Annotated in this window: 18 protein-coding genes; 2 read left to right on the plus strand and 16 right to left on the minus strand. The window is 69.4% G+C overall.

Going from position 1 to position 17,952, the window contains the following annotated elements; all coding sequences use genetic code 11:
- Positions 1–2 precede the first annotated feature (2 nt).
- Positions 3–557, minus strand: a complete 555-nt coding sequence (locus tag ACZ5BU_RS13970; protein ID WP_465698747.1) for a MarR family winged helix-turn-helix transcriptional regulator — start codon at positions 555–557, stop codon at positions 3–5.
- Between the two features lie 46 nt (positions 558–603).
- On the opposite strand from ACZ5BU_RS13970, the gene ACZ5BU_RS13975 reads away from it, so the two are divergent.
- A complete protein-coding gene (locus tag ACZ5BU_RS13975) occupies positions 604–1,059 on the plus strand; it encodes a pyridoxamine 5'-phosphate oxidase family protein (protein WP_465698749.1) in 456 nt (151 codons plus the stop codon).
- Positions 1,060–1,155: 96 nt separating this feature from the next.
- On the opposite strand, the gene ACZ5BU_RS13980 is transcribed toward ACZ5BU_RS13975, so the two are convergent.
- The 6 genes from ACZ5BU_RS13980 to ACZ5BU_RS14005 form a co-directional block, all read right to left on the minus strand.
- A complete protein-coding gene (locus tag ACZ5BU_RS13980; RefSeq protein ID WP_465698751.1) occupies positions 1,156–1,908 on the minus strand; it encodes a DivIVA domain-containing protein in 753 nt (250 codons plus the stop codon).
- A gap of 134 nt (positions 1,909–2,042) precedes the next feature.
- On the minus strand, positions 2,043–2,348 hold the full coding sequence (locus ACZ5BU_RS13985; protein WP_465698753.1) for a YggT family protein: 306 nt from the start codon (positions 2,346–2,348) through the stop codon (positions 2,043–2,045).
- Positions 2,349–2,398: 50 nt separating this feature from the next.
- Positions 2,399–2,965 (minus strand): cell division protein SepF, encoded by a 567-nt coding sequence (locus ACZ5BU_RS13990; protein WP_465698755.1) that lies wholly within the window; start codon positions 2,963–2,965, stop codon positions 2,399–2,401.
- An 81-nt stretch (positions 2,966–3,046) separates the two neighbouring features.
- A complete protein-coding gene (locus tag ACZ5BU_RS13995; RefSeq protein WP_465698757.1) occupies positions 3,047–3,760 on the minus strand; it encodes a YggS family pyridoxal phosphate-dependent enzyme in 714 nt (237 codons plus the stop codon).
- A 76-nt stretch (positions 3,761–3,836) separates the two neighbouring features.
- Positions 3,837–4,565: a peptidoglycan editing factor PgeF gene (gene pgeF, locus ACZ5BU_RS14000; protein WP_465698759.1), complete on the minus strand. Its 729-nt coding sequence runs from the start codon at positions 4,563–4,565 to the stop codon at positions 3,837–3,839.
- Between the two features lie 9 nt (positions 4,566–4,574).
- Entirely contained in the window at positions 4,575–5,558 is a 984-nt protein-coding gene (locus ACZ5BU_RS14005) for a S41 family peptidase (protein WP_465698761.1), read from the minus strand.
- Positions 5,559–5,614: 56 nt separating this feature from the next.
- Between ACZ5BU_RS14005 and ACZ5BU_RS14010 the strand changes: the two genes are divergently transcribed.
- Complete coding sequence (locus ACZ5BU_RS14010) at positions 5,615–6,127, plus strand: ArsR/SmtB family transcription factor (protein WP_465698763.1); 513 nt, start codon at positions 5,615–5,617, stop codon at positions 6,125–6,127.
- 125 nt (positions 6,128–6,252) lie between these two features.
- On the opposite strand, the gene ftsZ is transcribed toward ACZ5BU_RS14010, so the two are convergent.
- The 9 genes from ftsZ to ACZ5BU_RS14055 all read right to left on the minus strand — a co-directional run bounded on the left by ftsZ (position 6,253) and on the right by ACZ5BU_RS14055 (position 17,939).
- Positions 6,253–7,791: a cell division protein FtsZ gene (gene ftsZ / locus ACZ5BU_RS14015; protein WP_465698765.1), complete on the minus strand. Its 1,539-nt coding sequence runs from the start codon at positions 7,789–7,791 to the stop codon at positions 6,253–6,255.
- Positions 7,792–7,950: 159 nt separating this feature from the next.
- A complete protein-coding gene (locus ACZ5BU_RS14020) occupies positions 7,951–8,691 on the minus strand; it encodes a cell division protein FtsQ/DivIB (RefSeq protein ID WP_465698767.1) in 741 nt (246 codons plus the stop codon).
- Between the two features lie 18 nt (positions 8,692–8,709).
- Positions 8,710–10,170 carry a UDP-N-acetylmuramate--L-alanine ligase gene (gene murC / locus ACZ5BU_RS14025; protein ID WP_465698769.1) on the minus strand — a complete coding sequence of 487 codons (1,461 nt, stop codon included), beginning with the start codon at positions 10,168–10,170 and terminating at the stop codon, positions 8,710–8,712.
- Positions 10,167–11,255, minus strand: a complete 1,089-nt coding sequence (murG, locus tag ACZ5BU_RS14030) for an undecaprenyldiphospho-muramoylpentapeptide beta-N-acetylglucosaminyltransferase (RefSeq protein ID WP_465698771.1) — start codon at positions 11,253–11,255, stop codon at positions 10,167–10,169. The genes murC and murG overlap by 4 nt, the downstream gene beginning before the upstream one ends.
- A 23-nt stretch (positions 11,256–11,278) precedes the next feature.
- Entirely contained in the window at positions 11,279–12,571 is a 1,293-nt protein-coding gene (gene ftsW, locus ACZ5BU_RS14035) for a putative lipid II flippase FtsW (RefSeq protein WP_465698773.1), read from the minus strand.
- Positions 12,531–13,964, minus strand: a complete 1,434-nt coding sequence (gene murD / locus ACZ5BU_RS14040) for a UDP-N-acetylmuramoyl-L-alanine--D-glutamate ligase (protein ID WP_465698775.1) — start codon at positions 13,962–13,964, stop codon at positions 12,531–12,533. The genes ftsW and murD overlap by 41 nt, the downstream gene beginning before the upstream one ends.
- Entirely contained in the window at positions 13,961–15,028 is a 1,068-nt protein-coding gene (mraY, locus tag ACZ5BU_RS14045) for a phospho-N-acetylmuramoyl-pentapeptide-transferase (protein WP_465698777.1), read from the minus strand. Before mraY ends, murD begins: the two co-directional genes overlap by 4 nt.
- Positions 15,025–16,416 carry a UDP-N-acetylmuramoyl-tripeptide--D-alanyl-D-alanine ligase gene (locus ACZ5BU_RS14050; protein WP_465698778.1) on the minus strand — a complete coding sequence of 464 codons (1,392 nt, stop codon included), beginning with the start codon at positions 16,414–16,416 and terminating at the stop codon, positions 15,025–15,027. Before ACZ5BU_RS14050 ends, mraY begins: the two co-directional genes overlap by 4 nt.
- The gene (locus tag ACZ5BU_RS14055; protein ID WP_465698780.1) at positions 16,413–17,939 is read right to left on the minus strand and encodes a UDP-N-acetylmuramoyl-L-alanyl-D-glutamate--2,6-diaminopimelate ligase; all 1,527 of its coding nucleotides are present in this window, start codon (positions 17,937–17,939) and stop codon (positions 16,413–16,415) included. Before ACZ5BU_RS14055 ends, ACZ5BU_RS14050 begins: the two co-directional genes overlap by 4 nt.
- Positions 17,940–17,952: the final 13 nt, after the last annotated feature.

Genomic DNA, 17,952 nt, shown 5'->3' on the forward strand with positions numbered 1-17,952 from the left:
TACTAACCCCGTGAGGGCCAGTTCTCGCCCACGCCAAAAAGGGCACCACCCGGCCTGCTTGGGCGCCGGCCAGGACCCAGCAAAAGAGTATAAAGCACCCCCCCCCCCCCCTCCCCCGCCCCCCCCCCGAGACGGTCGACGACGCCGAGCAGCAGCCGCCGCGCCCTCTCCACCCGTGCATCCCCGAGCTCCTCGCGGAGTTCGGCGTCCAGCGCCGCCCGGTGTTCGCGCGCGGCGGCGATCACGGCCTGCCCGCGGTCGGTGAGCACGACCTGCCGGGCGCGGGCGTCGGCGGGATCCGGCCGGCGGGCGACGTAGCCCCGCCGCTCCAGGTCGGCGATCGACTTCGAGGCGGCCTGCTGGGTCACCCCCAGTCGCTCCGCGAGTGTGCTGATCGTCACCGGGCCGGCGACCAGATGCTGGAACACGACACCGTCGGCAAATCGCGAGTCCGCGAATCCGTCGTCCGCGAGCCGGCGCTGCAGCTCGTCGGCGAGCGCCCAGCCGGCGAACAGCGAGGCCAGCGAGAGGTCGGCGGCAACGGGATCGAACTCCACGCCCGGGACTATACAACCGCGGTTGTGGATCGGCTAATCTACAACCATGGTTGTGCAAGAGGAGTTCGTCGAGCGGGCGCACCGGATCGTCTGGTGCACGGTCGCCACGGCCGGGCCGGAAGGCCGGCCGCGGAGCCGGATCCTGCACCCGATCTGGGAGTACGACGGCCGGCTGACGGGGTGGATCGTCACCCGTCGGACGCCGGTGAAGACGCGGCACCTGGCGCATGCGCCGTACCTGAGCTGCAGCTACTGGGAGCCCGGACACGACGTGGCCGTCGCGGATTGCGAGGCGGAGTGGGTCGACGATGCCGCGACCCGGCAACGAGTGTGGGAGCTGTACCGCGACGCTCCCCCACCACTCGGTTACGACTTCTGGAGTGTGTTCCCCGATGGACCTGCCGCGGAATCACCCGCGCTGCTCCGGCTGATGCCGTACCGGCTGCGGCTGACCGATGTCGAGACTCTCAGCGGCCGCAAGCCGCCATCCGTCTGGCCCTGACAGCCAGTCACCAGGACAGGACCGTCAGTCAGAGGTGTCCAGACATGACGAAGAGGCGGTGCCGCCGGAAAGCACCGCCCCTTCGTGGAGATTTCTTTAGACGCCGTGACCGCCGTGCGCCTGGGCGCGGGCCTCGGGACGGAAACCGTTCCGCGGGCTGAGCGTGTCGTCGCCGTTGCCGAGCGCCTTCAGCTGCTCGGTGAAGTACGTCTTCAGGCGGCTGCGGTACTCGCGCTCGTACGCGTGCAGGTCGTCGATGGTGCGCTCGAGCTGGCCCTTCTGCTTCTCCAGGGTGCCCAGCATCTGCGCGCGCCGCTCGGCGATCTCGCCGTCGAGCTTCTCGGCGCGGGCGCGGGCCTCGCCGGTCATCCGGTCGGCCTTGCCGCGCGCCTCGTTCTCCAGGCGCTCCGCCTTGGCGCGGGCCTCGCCGATGATCTTGTCGGCGGTGTCCTTCGCCTCCTGGACCAGGTCGTCGGAGTGCTTGGTGGCCATCTCCAGCAGCCGCACCGCGGAGCTGGAGGCGTCACCGACCGTGCCGGCCGCCGCGGCCACACCCGGAACCGGAACCGGCGGCTTCGGCTCCTCGGGCTTCTCGACCACGACCGGGGGCTTCGGCTGCTGCACGACCGGCGGCAGTGCGGCGGTCTGGTCGACCGGCCGCTGCTGGTCCGCGCCCGCGCGCTGGGCCGCCGCGAGCTTGGCCCGCAGCTCCTCGTTCTCGGCGAGAAGTCGCTCGAGCTCGGCTTCCACCTCGTCGAGGAAGGAGTCGACCTCTGTGACGTCGTAGCCCTCCCGTAGTCGGACGGGCGTGAACTGCTTCGAGCGGACGTCATCCGGCGTCAGCGGCATCTTTCACCTCGTTTGTCTGTGTCTTGGCGGAGTCCCCGTGGTCTCGCCTTGGCGACTCAGTAGATCACGTTATCGCTTCGTTGTCTTAGAACGGAATCCGGGCTCTACCTACCCACTCCTGAAGACCCTCACCCTCACAACGATCGAAGGGCCGTCGAGTTGATGGCCATCGCCACCGAGACGATCACGAACAGCATCAAAGTGGACAGGTCGATCCGCACTCCACCGGCCCCGATCGGGGGCAGGATCCGCCGCAACGGCTTCAGGAACGGATCGGTGATCGAGTAGATCAGCTCGAACAGCAGCAGCAACGGCCCCTTCGGGTGCCACTGCGGCGCGAACATCACGATCAGGCTGAGCACGAACCGTGCCACCAGCACCAGGAAGAAGGCGAGCAGCACCCAGTAGAGAACGATGAGGACGAGCGCTAGAGCATTCATGTCGAGAACGAGTGTAGAAGACGCCGAAAGCCAGGTCGCGAACCAGAGCGTCAGCTCTGGTTGTAGAACCCGTCCGCGGCGATCTTCTCCTTCTCCTCGGCGGCCACCGTGACGTTCGGCGGGCAGACCAGGAACACCTTGGTGGTGATCCGCTCGATCGAGCCCCGGCAGCAGAAGATCAGGCCGGCGGCGAAGTCGACGAGCCGCTTCGCGTCGGCGTGGTCCATCTCGGTCAGGTTCATGATGACGGGCGTGCCGTCGCGGAAGTGCTCACCGATGACGCGCGCCTCGTTGTAGCTGCGCGGGTGCACGGTGGTGATGCGGGCCAACTCGGTAACCTCCGGGGACGGCGCGACCCCGCGCCGGTCTGGGAACTTGCTGACCGTCGCGCCGCCGCCAAGGTCCGTACGGTCCTGGCGCTCCTCGCGGTGTTCGCGAACTTCGCGGCTCTCCCGGCCGGCTGGCACCGGCTCGGTCTCCTGGGAGTCCCCGTCGACGGCTTCGTCGTACTCGTCTTCGTACTCGTCGTCGTAAGTGTCGTCGTAGCGGGCGTTGTAGCGCTCCCCGTCCTCGACCAAGCCGAGGTACACACCCATCTTGCGCAGTGCGCCGCTCATGGCCCCTCAGCACCTCGATCCGGTTCGACGACACTTCAACAACAACAGTGAGCAGGAAGCGAAACCCGCTCGATGTCGACACTAACCCAGTGGAGACCGCGTACCGAGTAATGCGCGCCCGAGCCGGACGTGTGTCGCACCGTGCTTGATCGCGACCTCCAGATCGTCGGTCATCCCGGCCGAGATCCAGTCGGCACCAGGGTGTTCGGAGCGTAGTCGCGACGCTACGTCCCGCAGTCCCGCGAAGGCTTCCCCGGCATCCGCACCGAGCGGAGCGACCGCCATCACGCCACTGATCTCGAGGCCGTCCGCGGCCGCGATCGCCGCGGCCAGTTCGAGCACGCCGGAAGGCTCGACGCCGCCACGGCTCGCGCCGGTCGCCGCGTCCGCGGACCCGTACGCCGCCAGGCTCACTTGGATCAGGCAGCGCAACGACTTCTCCTCGGCGACGGCCGCCTTCGACAACGCGTCGACGAGGGACGGCCGGTCGACGGAGTGCACGACCGAGGCGTACTTCACCACCGAGCGTGACTTCTTCGACTGCAACTGCCCGACGAAGTGCCAGGTGAGGTCCGGGCAGTCCGGCGCCTTCACCTTGAGCTCCTGTTCGCGGTTCTCGCCGGTGTCGGTGATCCCGAGGTCCGCCAGCGCCCGTACGTCGCTGACTGGGAAGGTTTTGGTGATCGCCACGAGGGTCACCTCGTCCCGGGACCTCCCGGCCGCCTGACAGGCCTTCTCGATCCGCTCCTGCACCAGCTCCAGATTCGCCCGGAGCTCTTCGGCGCGATAACTCATCCACGTCCTCGCTTCGCTGCGGGCGCGGATGAGGCACAAGGTGGGCTGTGCTTTTTGATGCCCTCGCTCCGCTCGGTCATGCGGAGACCAGCTTGATCAGTCCGGCCATCCGGCCGCTCTCGGGGCCTTCGCGGCGGTACGAGTACAGGTTCTCCGACTCGATCGTGCACGCCGTCCGGTCGACCACCTCGACGCCGAGCTCGGCCAGTTGCGCCTTCACACCGGCGGCGACGTCGATCGCGGGCGTGCCCCAGCTCGTCTCCGAGTACGACGCCGGCACCCGCTCGGCGACCTCGGCGCGCATCTCGTCCGGTACTTCGTAGCACTTACCGCACGCGTACGGCCCGAGGACGGCGGTGATGTGCGAGGCGCCGAGTTCCTTCATCGCGTCGACGGTCGCCGGGACGATGCCGGCGTACATGCCCTTGCGGCCGGAGTGCGCGGCGCCGATCACGCCGTCGCCCGACAGCAGGACCGGCAGGCAGTCGGCCGCGCGGACGGCGAGTACGACATCGGACCGGGTCGTGACCAGCCCGTCGGCCTTCGGCGCGGGTCTCATCGGCAGTTCGTCGCCGGGACGTACGACGTGCACGTCCCGCCCGTGCACCTGGTTGAGCAGCGCCATGTGCTCGGCGGGGACACCGAACTCGGTCGCGACCAGCCGGAAGTTCGCCCGGACACCCTCCACGTCCGGACCGGCCGCGGTGCCAAGGTTGAACTCGCCGTACGGCGGTTTGCTGGCGCCGCCGTACCGATCGGTGAAGGCGACCCGGGCGGCGGAGAGGACCTCGTCGTAGCCGAACACGACTGAAGGTTACCCAGCGCCGACCGCCGCACCCAGCACCGCCTGCGCCTCGTCGGTCACACCGTTCCGCTCGGGATCCGGCGGCAGCTCGAGCACATACCCGGCCGCCAGCCGGTAGGCCTCGGCAAAGGCCTGGTCCGCCGGTACGCCGAGGTCGGGAACGACCCCGGTGCCCTCCCAGTTGGTCCCGGTGACCGAGTTCACCGAGCGCGCCACCGGCACGCTCGCCTCGAGCTGTTCGTGCAACTTGAACCCCTCGCGCGGGTGCGCGCCGCCGCCGGTCCGCTCACCCACGACGACCGCCCGCCCGAACTGCTGCAAGTTGTACGCCAGCTCCTCGCCACCCGAGAACGTCGCGGGGCCGGTCAGCACCCAGATCGGCTTGGCGCCGCTGAACCGCGGACCCGGCACGTACGGCGTGGTCCAGAACTGCCGCGTCGTACCGTCGGCCGGTTTGACCAGATCCTGCAGATGGATCGCCTCGTCGGAGTCGAGCAGATGACTGCAGACAAAGGCGACCTGATCGGGAGATCCACCCACGCAGCGGCGCAGATCGATGAGCAACGCGTCGGTCGACGCGAGCAGCGACATCGCTGCCGTGACCGCCGGTCCGGCCAGGTTGGGCGGATAGAGCAACGGCCGGATCTCCAGCAGCCCGATGTTGCCGTCGAGCCGTTCGACCCGCGCCATCCCGCCGGCGTCGAGCGCTGCCCGGCGCCGCCAGTGCGCTTCCTCGGCCACCGGGTCCGTCTCGTCCGGCAGTCCGTCACGGCGGAAGATGAGGCGCAGGTGTTTGTCGAGGTTGCCGACCTGCAGGTCGGCCGTGACCCGCTCGGCGAGTTCCTCCGGGGTCCGGAGCTCGTCGTACCGGCCGTCGGCGGCCGCTGCCGCCAACCGGTCCGCGACCTCGGCGCCGACCTCCGGGAACACGTAGTGCTCGCGGACCAACGCCCCCAGCCGGCCGAGCACGGCCGTGATCTCTTCGATTTCCATGCCAGGAGTAGAGCATCCGGATTGACAAAGCGTCAAGAATCTTCGACGCTTTGATCATGGCGGAGATCGTGGATCACCTGGACGTGTCGAGCGCGGCCCAGTTCAAGGCGCTCGGGCACCCGCTGCGGCACCGGCTGCTGTTCGCGCTGGGGCAGGAGGCGGCGACGATCAGCCAGCTGGCGACCGCGCTCGGTACGGCGAAGGGCAACGTCGCCCATCACCTGGGTGTGCTCCGCGACGCCGGCATGGTGCACGTCGCCGAAACCCGGCAGGTGCGCGGCGGGACAGAGCAGTACTACCGCCGGTCGGTCCGGCGGTTCGGCTTCTCCGGCGAAGGCGCACGGGCGAACAACACCATTGCGCTGCAGGCGGTCGCGGCCGACCTGGAAACGGCCGACGACCCGATGTTCACCGTACGGAACTTGCGGCTGACCGCGGCCCAAGCCGCGGAGCTCGCCGCCACACTCGACCGAGCGGTCGGCGACCTGGCCGACGCCGGACCCGGCGAGTCCCGCTACGGCGTCGTCGTCTCCGTCTACCGACCCCGCCAAGCCGACCCGTCCGCCTGACCTCCCCCACCACTTTGAGAACCCACCAACCAATTTTTCGCTCGCGAAATGGTCGGTGGGTTCTCAAAGTCGGCGAGCCTGAGGCACGCGCGGGCCGATTGAGGTGGTGGGCGTGGTGGTTGGGTTTACTTGAGGAAGTCCGGGATATCGAGGTCTTCCTCGGGTTCCGGCTTCTTCGGCTTGGGCTGGCTCGCGGGGGTGCCGGCGTTGCCGGCGTTGCTCGGGCCGTTCGTCGGCCAGGAGTGCTGGGTCGACGGAGAGGCCGGGGTGTGCGGCGCCTGGCCGGACTGAACCGTACGTACGCCTTCGCCTGCTTGGGGGCGGGCGGAGTTGGTCGTGCCCGTACGGGGCTCCGTCGGGGCCGGCACCGGGACGGTGTCGTCGGTCGGCTGGGGGGACGAAGGTGCCGCCTGAGGCTGGGCGCCCTGTTGGCCCGGGACAGCCTGCGGAGCAGTTGTGCCCGGGTGGCCCTGAGTGGGTTGGGCTGGGTTGGTGCCCGGCTGCCCCGCGCCCGGTCCGCCCGCCTGCCCGGCACCCGCGCCCGGCTGCGCGAAGCCTGACTGGCCCGGCTGTTGCGGCTGGCCGGCCTGCTGGTTCGCGGGGGGCGGTGGGGTCTGGGTCGGGTTGGAGACCGTCATCGGCTGCGAGTACGACTGCGGAGCCGGACGGGTGGTCTGCGGGCGCGCCTGGTTCATGGCCTGTTCGCGGCGCTTCGGCATGCCGCCGTCGAAGCCGGCCGCGATCACCGTGACCCGGACCTCGTCGCCGAGCGCGTCGTCGATGACCGCGCCGAAGATGATGTTCGCGTCCGAGTGCGCGGACTCCGACACCAGTTGCGCGGCCTCGTTGATCTCGAACAGGCCGAGGTCGGAACCGCCCGCGATCGACAGCAGCACACCGTGCGCACCCTCGATGCTTGCCTCCAGCAACGGAGACGAGATGGCCGCCTCGGCGGCGGCGACCGCGCGGTCCTCGCCGCGGGACGAGCCGATGCCCATCAGCGCGGAGCCGGCGTTCGACATCACTGCCTTGACGTCCGCGAAGTCCACGTTGATCAGACCGGGCGTGGTGATCAGGTCGGTGATACCGGAAACACCCTGCAGCAGCACCTGGTCGGCCTGCTTGAACGCGTCCAGCACGGACACGGCGCGGTCGGAGATGGTCAGCAGCCGGTCGTTCGGGATGACGATCAGCGTGTCCACCTCCTCGCGGAGGGTGGCGATGCCGTCCTCGGCCTGGGTGGCGCGGCGCTTGCCCTCGAACGAGAACGGCCGGGTCACGACACCGATGGTCAGCGCGCCGAGCGACCGGGCGATCCGGGCCACCACGGGCGCTCCGCCGGTGCCGGTGCCACCGCCCTCGCCGGCGGTGACGAAGACCATGTCGGCGCCCTTCAGCGCCTCCTCGATCTCCTCGGCGTGGTCCTCCGCGGCCTTCTGCCCGATCGCCGGGTTCGCACCGGCGCCCAGGCCGCGGGTCTCCTCGCGGCCGATGTCGAGCTTGACGTCCGCGTCGCTCATCAGCAACGCCTGCGCGTCGGTGTTGATGGCGATGAACTCAACGCCCTTCAGACCGTGCTCGATCATCCGGTTGACGGCGTTCACGCCGCCTCCGCCGATGCCGACGACCTTGATGAGTGCCAGGTAGTTCTGCGGTGCCGCCACGTCCGCGCCTCTCGCCTCGTTCGTTTCCCGTTGTCCAGCGAAAAGACTGAACCTCAAGTGGATGCTTAGACTTATGTCAACTTTAGATTACGCCGCACGCTACGGGACGCCCGAGACCAAAGTCCACGCGCCTCGCCGGACCGTCCGCGATGTGACCTGTCACCGCTTTTCCCCTTTGGTGACAGGGAGATCGGGCGCCGAGACGTCGTACACCTTGGCGTCCCGCTTCATCAGCACGCTCAGTACCCCGGCCTTGCGCTCGCTGTCATCGGAACTACCCCAAACGACCTTCACCCCGGAGCTCAGGTTGAGCGTGATCGAGTCCGGCGAGGTCGCCGAGATCGTCCCCACCTGGGTCCGCAGCGTGTCCGGCAACGCGGCCGAAACCGTCACCACCGAATGGATCGTGACGTCCCGCCGGACGCCGGTCACCTTCGCCTCCGGCAGCCCGGCCGGCCGGTCCGGGACCGTGCGGTACGACGTACCGGTGGCGTCCACCAGCTCGTACCGCGAGCCGTCGGTGACCACCACGACCGGGACCCGTTCGGTGACCACGATCACGATCTTCCGCGGCCAGGCCCGGGTCACCTGCGCGTCCGCGACCGCCGGGATGGTCCGTACCCGGTCCGCGATCGCCCGCAGATCCACCTTCGCCAACGGGGTTCCGACCGGCGCGGCCGCGGTCTGCTCGATCGTTGCCACCGGCACCGTGTCGGCACCGCTGATCCGGACCCCGGAGACCGCGAACGCCGACGAGAAGTAGAACAACCAGACGACCAGGCCGGCCAGCACGACCAGCCCGCCGCCGATGGCCCAGGGCAGCCAGCTACGCCAGCGCACCAGCCGTTGCCGGCGCGCGAACCGCTGCTGTGCCCGAGCCAGATCGACGCTCTGGCTCATTCAACAAACCCCACCCAATTACTCCACCACAGCAACCGGCGTTGCCTCGGAAGGCTCGCGGGTGGCGGCGCGTTCGGCCAGCAGACCAACGACTTCCGGACCGATCAGCGTCACGTCGCCGGCCCCGAGGGTGACGACCAGGTCGCCCGGCGCGGCCAGGTCCGCGACCAGCTGCGGTACGGCGGACCAGGACGGCTCGAACCGGACCTGATCGGGCTTCAGCGGCACGTGGTTCGCGATCAAGGCCCCGGTGACGCCGGGCTCGGGATCCTCCCGGGCCGCGAAGACGTCCATCACCACGACCTCGTCGGCCAGCGCGAGCGCCTCGGAGAACTCGGTCGCGAAGATCCGCGTCCGGCTGAACAGGTGCGGCTGGAAGCACGCGATCACGCGCCCCTCCCCCGCCACCTGACGGGCCGCGGTCAGGTCGACGGCCAGCTCGGTCGGGTGGTGCGCGTACGAGTCGAAGACCCGGACGCCGTCCTCGAGACCCTTGAACTCGAACCGCCGGCCGGTCCCGGTGAAGGACGCGAGCCCCTCGGCCAGGTCGGCCGCGGAGAACCCGAGCCCGAGCCCGACGGTGAGCGCCGCCGACGCGTTCAGCGCGTTGTGCTTGCCGGCCTGCTGCAGGTGCACCACCGGGAGCTTCCGCCCGCGGTACACCGGTACGAACGACTGGGTCGCCCCGGTCGCGGTGATCTCGGTGACCTGCAGGTCCGCGTCCTCGGACTCGCCGTACGTGCGGACGTCGAGGTCGTGTTCCTTCGCGTACGACGCGAGCTTGCGAGCCCCGGCGTCGTCGTGGCAGATCACCATGAACCCACCCGGCAGCACCCGCCCGCAGAACTCCTCGAACGCCTTGCGGTAGCTGGCCTCGTCGCCGTAGTTGTCCAGGTGGTCCGGCTCGACCGACGTGACGATCGACACCTCGGGCGCGTACGTCAGGAAGGACTTGTCCGACTCGTCGGCCTCGGCGACGAACAGGTCGCCGGTGCCGTCGTGGGCGTTCGACCCGGATTCGTTGAGGTTCCCACCGATCGCGTACGACGGGTCGGCGCCGCAGTGCTGCAGCGCGACCGTGAGCATCGACGTGGTGGTGGTCTTGCCGTGCGTGCCGGCCACGGCGAGCGTACGGCGGCCGACCATCACCGAAGCGAGCGCGGCGGCCCGGGGCAGGATCGGGATTCCGGCCGCGCGGGCGGCGACCACCTCGGGGTTGGTCTCGCGGATCGCGGTCGACACGACGACCGTGTCGGCATCCTTGACGTGCTCGGCTGCGTGGCCGACCCAGCAGGTGGCGCCGAGCGCGCGGAGCGCGGCCAGCACCTTGCCGTCCTTGGCGTCCGAGCCGGACACCTCGATGCCGCGGGACGCCATGATCCGGGCGATGCCGGACATCCCGGCGCCGCCGATACCCACGAAGTGCACGCGGCCCAGCTTTTCGGCAGGCAGCAGCGTGTCAGGTGCGGTGACGATCACGACGCAGACCTCACCACATCGAGGATGATCCGCGCCAGTCGGTCGTCGGCGTCGGTCCGGATCACACCGGTCGCAGCTGTGGACATAGCTGTCAGACGCTCGCGGTCGAGCAGAAGTTGTGGCACGTTCGCCCGGACCCAGTCGACGGTCAGGTCGGCGTTGTCGATCAGCACACCACCACCTACGTCCACCACGGGCTTCGCGTTCAGCCGCTGCTCACCGTTACCGATCGGCAGCGGGACGTAGATCGCCGGCAGCCCGACGCCGGACACCTCGGTCACGGTGTTCGCGCCGGATCGGCAGACCACCAGGTCGGCGGCCGCGTACGCCAGATCCATCCGGTCCACGTAGTTGAGTACGACGTACGGCAGCGGGCCGGTCTGCGGAACCTCGAGGGTGTTCTTCGGGCCGATCGCGTGCAGCACCTGGATGCCGGCCGCCTGCAGGTCCGCGGCGGCGCCGGATACCGACTCGTTGATCCGCTGCGCGCCCTGTGAGCCGCCGGTCACGAAGAGCGTCGGCGCGTCCGGGTGCAGCCCGAAGAACTGCCGGGCCTCGGCCCGGCGCGCGGCCCGGTCCAGCGTCGAGATCGCCCGCCGGATCGGCAGCCCGACGTACTCGGCGTGCGGCAGGTCGGTGCCCGGGAACGACGTCTTCACGTTCTCCGTGCAGTACCGGGCGGCGAACTTGTTCGCGATCCCCGGCACCGCGTTGCCCTCGTGCACCACGATCGGCGTCTTCCGCCGCCAGGCGGCGACGTACGCCGGGGTGGACACGTAGCCGCCGAACCCGACCAGGACGTCCGCCTTGGCGTCGTCGAGGGCCTTCCGGGCGGCGCTGACCGAGGCCAGCATCTTGCCCGGTACGGCGAACAGCGCCGGTGTGGGTTTGCGCGGCAGCGGCACCGGCGGGATCAGCTCCAGCCGGTACCCGGCCTCCGGCACCACCCGGGTCTCCAGGCCGCGCTCGGTCCCGAGGGCGAGGATCTCGATGGTCGGGTCGATCCGGCGCAGAGCGTCCGCCGTGGCGATCAGGGGTGAGGTGTGACCGGCGCTACCGCCACCGGCCAGAACGATGCTGGGCAAGGCTTCCAACGCTCCCGCGGGGTTCATTTGTACGACATACGCCGCGAAGACAACCAGCCGAAACGAGGTCGCCGAGTCTCTTTCAGGGCGGCCTGCGCGCCGGGCTCGGCCTTCGCGAAGGACAGCAGCATGCCGATCGCGATCAGCGTCGGCAGCAGTGCGGAACCACCGTACGACAAAAGCGGGAGCGGGATACCCACGATGGGTAGCAGTCCGATCACCGCGCCGAGGTTGACCACGGTCTGCGCCATGATCCAGACGGTGATCCCGGCGGCCGCATAACGGACGAACGGCTGGGTGTTCCGGGTCGCGATCCGCACCCCGGCGTAGGCGAGCAGCAGGAACAGCGCGATCACGGTCAGCGACCCGACCAGGCCGAGTTCCTCGCCGATCACCGAGAAGATGAAGTCGGTGTGCGCCTCGGGCAGGTTGCCCCACTTCTGCCGGCTGTTGCCGATCCCGACGCCCCACCAGCCGCCGGTCGAGAGCGCGTAGAACGAGTGGTACGCCTGCCAGCCGACGCCGGACGGATCACCGAACGGGTCCAGGAACGACGTCACCCGCTGCATCCGGTAGCGCTCCGCGTTGACGAAGTACGCCGCCACGAGGCCGACCACGCCGATGGTCCCGACGAACAACCGGGTCGGTGCGCCGACGACCCAGATCATGCCGATCATCACGGCCATCAGCACCAGCGCCGTACCGAGGTCGTGCTGGCCGACGACCAGCGCGATCACCAGACCGCACACCGGCACCATCGGCACCAGCAGGTGCTTCCACTGGGTGAGCAGCTTCTCCTTGCGGGCGTACAGGTCCGCGCACCACATCACCATCGCCAGCTTGGCGAACTCGCTCGGCTGGATCTGCAACGGACCGCCGAGGCGCAGCCAGTTCGTGTTGCCGTTCACGCCGACGCCGAGGCCCGGGATGAACGTCAGCACCAGCAGGAACGTCGAGCCGAGCAGCGCGACGTACGCGAGCATCCGGAAGTGCCGCGGCGTCATCCGGGAGGCGACGTACGCCATCGGCAGACCGACGACGACCCAGATCAGCTGCCGGATGAAGATCGTGTAGCTGCTGCCGTACGCGCGGAACGACAGCACGCTCGACGCCGAGAGCACCATCATCAGGCCGAGCACCAGCAGCAGGCCGGTCGCACCGAGCACGATGTGGTACGACGTCAGCGGCCGGTCCAGCACCTCCCGGATCGCGGCGATCCACGGGCGTTCGTTGCTCTTGCGGCGTTCCGGCTGATCTGCGACCGACGTCACGCGATCACCCCAGTCGGCGTACGGCTTCGGCGAAGGCGTCGCCACGCGCTCCGTAGTTGGCGAACATGTCCCAGGACGCGCAGCCAGGGGCGAGCAGCACGGTGTCACCCACCTGTGCGAGCTTCGCCGCCTCCCCCACCACGATCTGCATGGCACCAGTGTCGGTTGACTCGACGACGATCCTCGGGACATCCGGTGCGTGTCGCTGGAGAGCTTCGGCGATCACCACCTTGTCCTGGCCGAGCAGTACGACGGCACGTAAACGATCGCGTGCTGCGACGACCAGGTCGTCGAAGGTCGCGCCCTTGGCCTGACCGCCCGCGATCCACACCACGTGTTCGTACGCGAGCAACGAGGCCTGCGCGGCGTGCGGGTTGGTGGCCTTCGAGTCGTCGACATAGTTGACTCCGGCAACCTCCGCGACGTGCGCGATCCGGTGCTTGTCCATCCGGAAACCACGTAGCGCGTCGCGAACAGCAGTCGCCGGTACGCCGAAGGAACGGGCCAGTGCCGCCGCGGCCAGTGCGTTCGCGACGTTGTGCGGCGCGGGCGGGTTGACGTCGTTGATCGTCGCCAGTTCGAGCGCAGACGTCGCGCGCTGCTCGACGAACGCGCGGTCGACGAGCAGGTCGTCGACGATGCCGAGCATCGAGAGTCCCGGCGTACCGAGGGTGAAGCCGATCGCGCGGCAGCCCTCGACCACGTCGGCTTCCTCGACCAGGTGCTCGGTGGCCGGGTCGGCGACGTTGTACACGCACGCGACCTGGCAGTTCTCGAAGATCCGGCCCTTGTCCGCGGCGTACGCCTCGAGCGATCCGTGCCAGTCGACGTGGTCCGGTGCGATGTTCAGGACGGCGGCCGAGTGCGCCGACAACGAATGGGTGAAGTGCAGTTGGTACGACGACAGCTCGACCGCGATCACGTCGTACGGCTCGGGGTCCATCACGGCTTCCAGCAGCGGCAGGCCGACGTTGCCCGCGGCAACGGCCCGATGGCCGGCCGCCTGCAGCATCGCGGTCAGCATCTGCACTGTCGTGGTCTTGCCGTTCGTCCCGGTGATGCACAGCCACGGCGCGGCGTTGGCCGGATCACGCAGCCGCCAGGCGAGTTCGATCTCGCTCCAGATCGGTACGTCCCGCTCGGCCGCCTGCGCGAGCAGCGGCGCGTGCGGCGGTACGCCGGGCGACGTCACGACGACGTCGACGTCCTTCGGGAGTTCCTGCGTACTGCCCGGACCGAGCGTGATCGTGGCGCCGAGGGTCTCCAGGATCTGCGCCTTCTCACGCAGCGCCTCGGTGTCCCGGTCGTCGAGTACGGCGAGGTGCTCCGCGCCGGCCTGGAGCAGCGAGTCGGCGCAGGCGTAGCCCGCAGTACCGAAGCCGAGCACGACGAACCGCGTCGTCGCCCAGCCGTCGTCGGTGCGTGTCTCGAGACTCATCCGGTGACCCATTCCGCGTAGAAGACCCCAAGTCCGATGACGACGCACAGGCCCTGGATGATCCAGAACCGGATCACCACGTTCACCTGTTCCCAGCCGAGCATCTCGAAGTGGTGGTGCAGTGGCGCCATCCTGAACAACCGTTTGCCGTGGGTCAGCTTGAAGTAGCCGACCTGCAGGATGACCGACGCGGTGATCAGGACGAACAGACCGCCGAGCAGCAGCACCAGCAGTTCGGTGCGGGTCATCACGGCCATGCCGGCGAGCGCACCGCCCAGCGACAGCGAACCGGTGTCACCCATGAAGATCTTCGCCGGCGACGCGTTCCACCACAGGAAGCCGAACAACGCACCGGTCAGACAGGCCGCGACAACCGCCAGATCGCGTGGATCCCGTACTTCGTAACACTTGGCGCCGACGCCCCGCTCGGTCGCGCAGCTCTGGTTGAACTGCCAGATGCAGATCAGCGTGTACGCGCCGAACACCATCATCGACGCGCCGGTCGCCAGCCCGTCCAGGCCGTCGGCGAGGTTCACACCGTTCGACATACCGGCGATCAGTAGCAGGATCCAGATGATCACCAGGATGGCCGGCAGCTCCAGCCAGCCGATGTCCCGGATGAACGAGATGAAGGGCGAGGCGGGCCGCTGCCCGCGGTCGTCCGGGAACTGCAGCGCGAGCACTGCGAAGATCACCGCGACCATCGTCTGGCCGGCCAGTTTCGCCTTGCTGCGCAGGCCCAGGCTGCGCTGCCGGAAGATCTTGATGAAGTCGTCCAGGAAGCCGACGACGCCCATCCCGGCGAACAGGAACAGCACCAGCAGCGCCGACGCGGTCGGCGGCTGCATCGTGAACAGCTTCGCCGCGAAGTACCCGACGATGGTCGCCACGATGAAGACCGTGCCGCCCATGGTCGGCGTACCGCGTTTGACCATGTGCGACTGCAGACCGTCGTCGCGGATCTCCTGGCCGTACCCGCGGCGGGCCAGCCACTTGATCGCGTACCGGGTGCCGATCAGGGTCAGCACCATCGAGACGGCACCGCCGAACAGGATCGAGATCACTGCTGTTCCTCCAGCAGGGCGTCGGCGAGGCTGCGCAGTTTCGCGGCCTTCGAAGACTTCACCAGTACGACGTCACCGGCGCGGAGCTCCCCGCGCAGGAACTCCAGCGCCTCGGGGATGGTCTCGACGAACGTCGACTCGTTGCCCCACGACCCTTCCAGCGAGGCGCCGAGGTGGATCGGTTTCGCACCCTGGCCGACCACGAGCAGCCGGTTCACGTCGAGCCGGACGGCCAGCCGGCCGATCGCGTCGTGCGCCTCCTGCGAGGTGTCGCCGAGCTCGAGCATCTCGCCGAGCACCGCCCACGTCCGCGCGCCGCGGGACCGGCCGATCGCGACCAGCGACTTGAGCGCCGCGCGGGTCGACTCGGGATTCGCGTTGAAGGCGTCGTTGATGATCGTCACGCCGTCGGCGCGCTCGGTCAGCTCCATCCGCGCCGCGGACACCGGGACGGCGGCGTTCAGGCCGTTCGCGATCTGCTCCGGGGTCAGCCCGATCGCTGCCGCGACGGCCGCGGCGGCCAGCGCGTTCGAGACGTAGTGCTCGCCGATGAACTGCAGCTGGACGTAGCCGCCGAAGCCGCCCAGGTGGAGCGTGAACGCGGGCCGCCCCTCGCCGTCGACCTTGACGTCCGTCGCCCGGACGTCGGCCTCGGGCGCCTCCCCGAAGGTCAGTACCTTCTGCGCCGTCCGCGAGCGCATGGCGGCGACCCGATGGTCGTCGGCGTTCAGGATCGCCGTACCACCTGCCGCGACGGCCTCGACCAGCTCGCCCTTGGCGAGCGCGATGTTGTCCTGGGAGCCGAGCTTGCCGATGTGCGAGGTGCCGACGTTCAGCACCAGGCCGATCTTCGGCGGCGTGATCCCGGTCAGGTAGGTGATGTCGCCCAGGCTCCGCACGCCCATCTCGGCGATCAGGTACTTCGTGGACGGGGTCGCCTGCAGTGCGGTGAGCGGGTGCCCGATCTCGTTGTTGAACGAGCCTTCCGGCACCACGGTCTCGCCGTACGGGCTGATCAGCTGCCCGATCAGGTCCTTGGTGCTCGTCTTGCCGGACGAACCGGTCAAGCCGATCACCGTCAGGTCCGGGAGCTTGGCGATCACGTGCCGGGCCAGGTCACCGAGCGCGCGCTGGGCGTCGTCGACAACGATGCACGGGCTGCCGTCGACCGGCCGCGTGGTGAGCGAGACGGTGACGCCTGCGGAGGTCGCCGTACCGACGAAGTCGTGACCGTCGACGCGTTCGCCGGGCAGGGCGACGAACAGCCCGCCCGGTCCCGCGACCCGCGAGTCGATCACCACCGGGCCGCCGACGACAGCGGTGGGCTCGACGCCCACGAGCTCACCGCGGACGGCGTCGGCGATCTCGCCGCAACTGACAGGGATCACCGGTCTGCCTCCAACAGCTCACGCACGGTTTCGCGGTCGTCGAACGGATGGATCACACCGCCGACGTCCTGGCCTGTCTCATGGCCCTTGCCGAGCACGACGACGGTGTCGCCCGGGCCGGCCAGCTCGATCGCGGACGCGATCGCCCGCCGCCGGTCACCGATCTCGTGCAGGTCCACGTCCGGTACGGCGTCCCGCGCGCCGGCGATCGCGGCGGCGCGGATCGCGGCCGGGTCCTCGCTGCGCGGGTTGTCGTCGGTGACGATCACGACGTCGGCCGCCTTCGCCGCCTCGGCGCCCATCGCGGGCCGCTTCCACGGGTCCCGGTCGCCACCGCAGCCGACGACCGCGAACAACCGGCCCTTGGTCGCCCCGCGCGCCGCCCGCAGCGCCAGCGCGACTGCGTCCGGCGTGTGCGCGTAGTCCACGATCACCGCCAGCCCGTCCTCGCGGGTGAACATCTCCATCCGCCCCGGCACGCTCGCAGTCCGCAGCCCGGCGGCGATCGCTTCCGCAGGTACGTCGAGCTGCCGCAGCATCGCGGTCGCGAGCAGCGCGTTGGCGACGTTGAAGTCACCGGGCAGCCCGATCTCCACCGTCAGCGTCTCCCCCGGCCCTTGGATGTCGAGCACCGTCGTGCCGTGCTCGGAGCGGTGCCGGTGCGCAACGGTCCAGTCGGCGTCACCCTTCGTGGACACGGTGACCAGCGGTACGACGGTCTGCGCGGCCAGGCGGCGCCCGTACTCGTCGTCGATCGTCACCACGGCGACATCGCAGCGCTCCGGGGTGAACAACGAGGCCTTCGCCTGGAAGTAGTCCTCGAACGTCTTGTGGAAGTCCAGGTGATCCTGCGTCAGGTTCAGGAAGCCCGCGACCGCGAAACGCGCGCCGTCGACGCGGCCCAGCGCCAGCGCGTGGCTGGACACCTCCATCGCGCACCAGCCGACGGACCGCTCGCGCATCACCGCGAACAGCGCCTGCAGGTCGGTCGCCTCCGGCGTGGTCCGGACGCTCTTCACGACCTCGTCCCCAACACGCGTTTGAATCGTGCCGATGAGCGCCGTCCGGCCGAGCTGCCGCAGGACCGAGTCGAGCAGGAAGCTGGTCGTGGTTTTGCCGTTCGTCCCGGTCACGCCGAGCAGCCGCAGCTCGCGCGTCGGCTCACCGTAGATCCGGGACGCGACCGCCCCGAGCACGTTCCGCGGCTTGTCGACGACCAGAACAGGAAGACCGGTGGCCTCCGCCCGTTCGGCGCCGGCCGGGTCGGTCAGTACGGCGACCGCGCCCGCCTGCTGGGCTTTCGCGACGAACTCCGCGCCGTGCGTGACCGCACCGGGCAGCGCGGCGTACAGGTCGCCGGGGAGGATGGAACGCGAGTCGAGGGACACGCCGGTCACAGCTGCCGGCGACGTTGCCGGAGCTTGTGCATGCGCGACGTTCGCGAGGTCGGCGAGGGACACGGGCACAACGTGCCGTGGCCTGATCGCTGCGACCGCGCCGCCGGCGGCGGTTGGGGTGGACACGGGCCCTGAGGCT

This window comes from Kribbella sp. NPDC031520 (assembly GCF_055580825.1).

Bases quoted from the DNA above. Each gene is read 5' to 3' on its own strand.
- ACZ5BU_RS13975 (WP_465698749.1), top strand. From the start codon at position 604: ATGGTTGTGCAAGAGGAGTTCGTCGAGCGGGCGCACCGGATCGTCTGG.
- ACZ5BU_RS13980 (WP_465698751.1), bottom strand. From the start codon at position 1,908: ATGCCGCTGACGCCGGATGACGTCCGCTCGAAGCAGTTCACGCCCGTC.
- ACZ5BU_RS13985 (WP_465698753.1), bottom strand. From the start codon at position 2,348: ATGAATGCTCTAGCGCTCGTCCTCATCGTTCTCTACTGGGTGCTGCTC.
- ACZ5BU_RS13990 (WP_465698755.1), bottom strand. From the start codon at position 2,965: ATGAGCGGCGCACTGCGCAAGATGGGTGTGTACCTCGGCTTGGTCGAG.
- ACZ5BU_RS13995 (WP_465698757.1), bottom strand. From the start codon at position 3,760: ATGAGTTATCGCGCCGAAGAGCTCCGGGCGAATCTGGAGCTGGTGCAG.
- ACZ5BU_RS14005 (WP_465698761.1), bottom strand. From the start codon at position 5,558: ATGGAAATCGAAGAGATCACGGCCGTGCTCGGCCGGCTGGGGGCGTTG.
- ACZ5BU_RS14010 (WP_465698763.1), top strand. From the start codon at position 5,615: ATGGCGGAGATCGTGGATCACCTGGACGTGTCGAGCGCGGCCCAGTTC.
- ACZ5BU_RS14020 (WP_465698767.1), bottom strand. From the start codon at position 8,691: ATGAGCCAGAGCGTCGATCTGGCTCGGGCACAGCAGCGGTTCGCGCGC.
- murD (WP_465698775.1), bottom strand. From the start codon at position 13,964: ATGAGTCTCGAGACACGCACCGACGACGGCTGGGCGACGACGCGGTTC.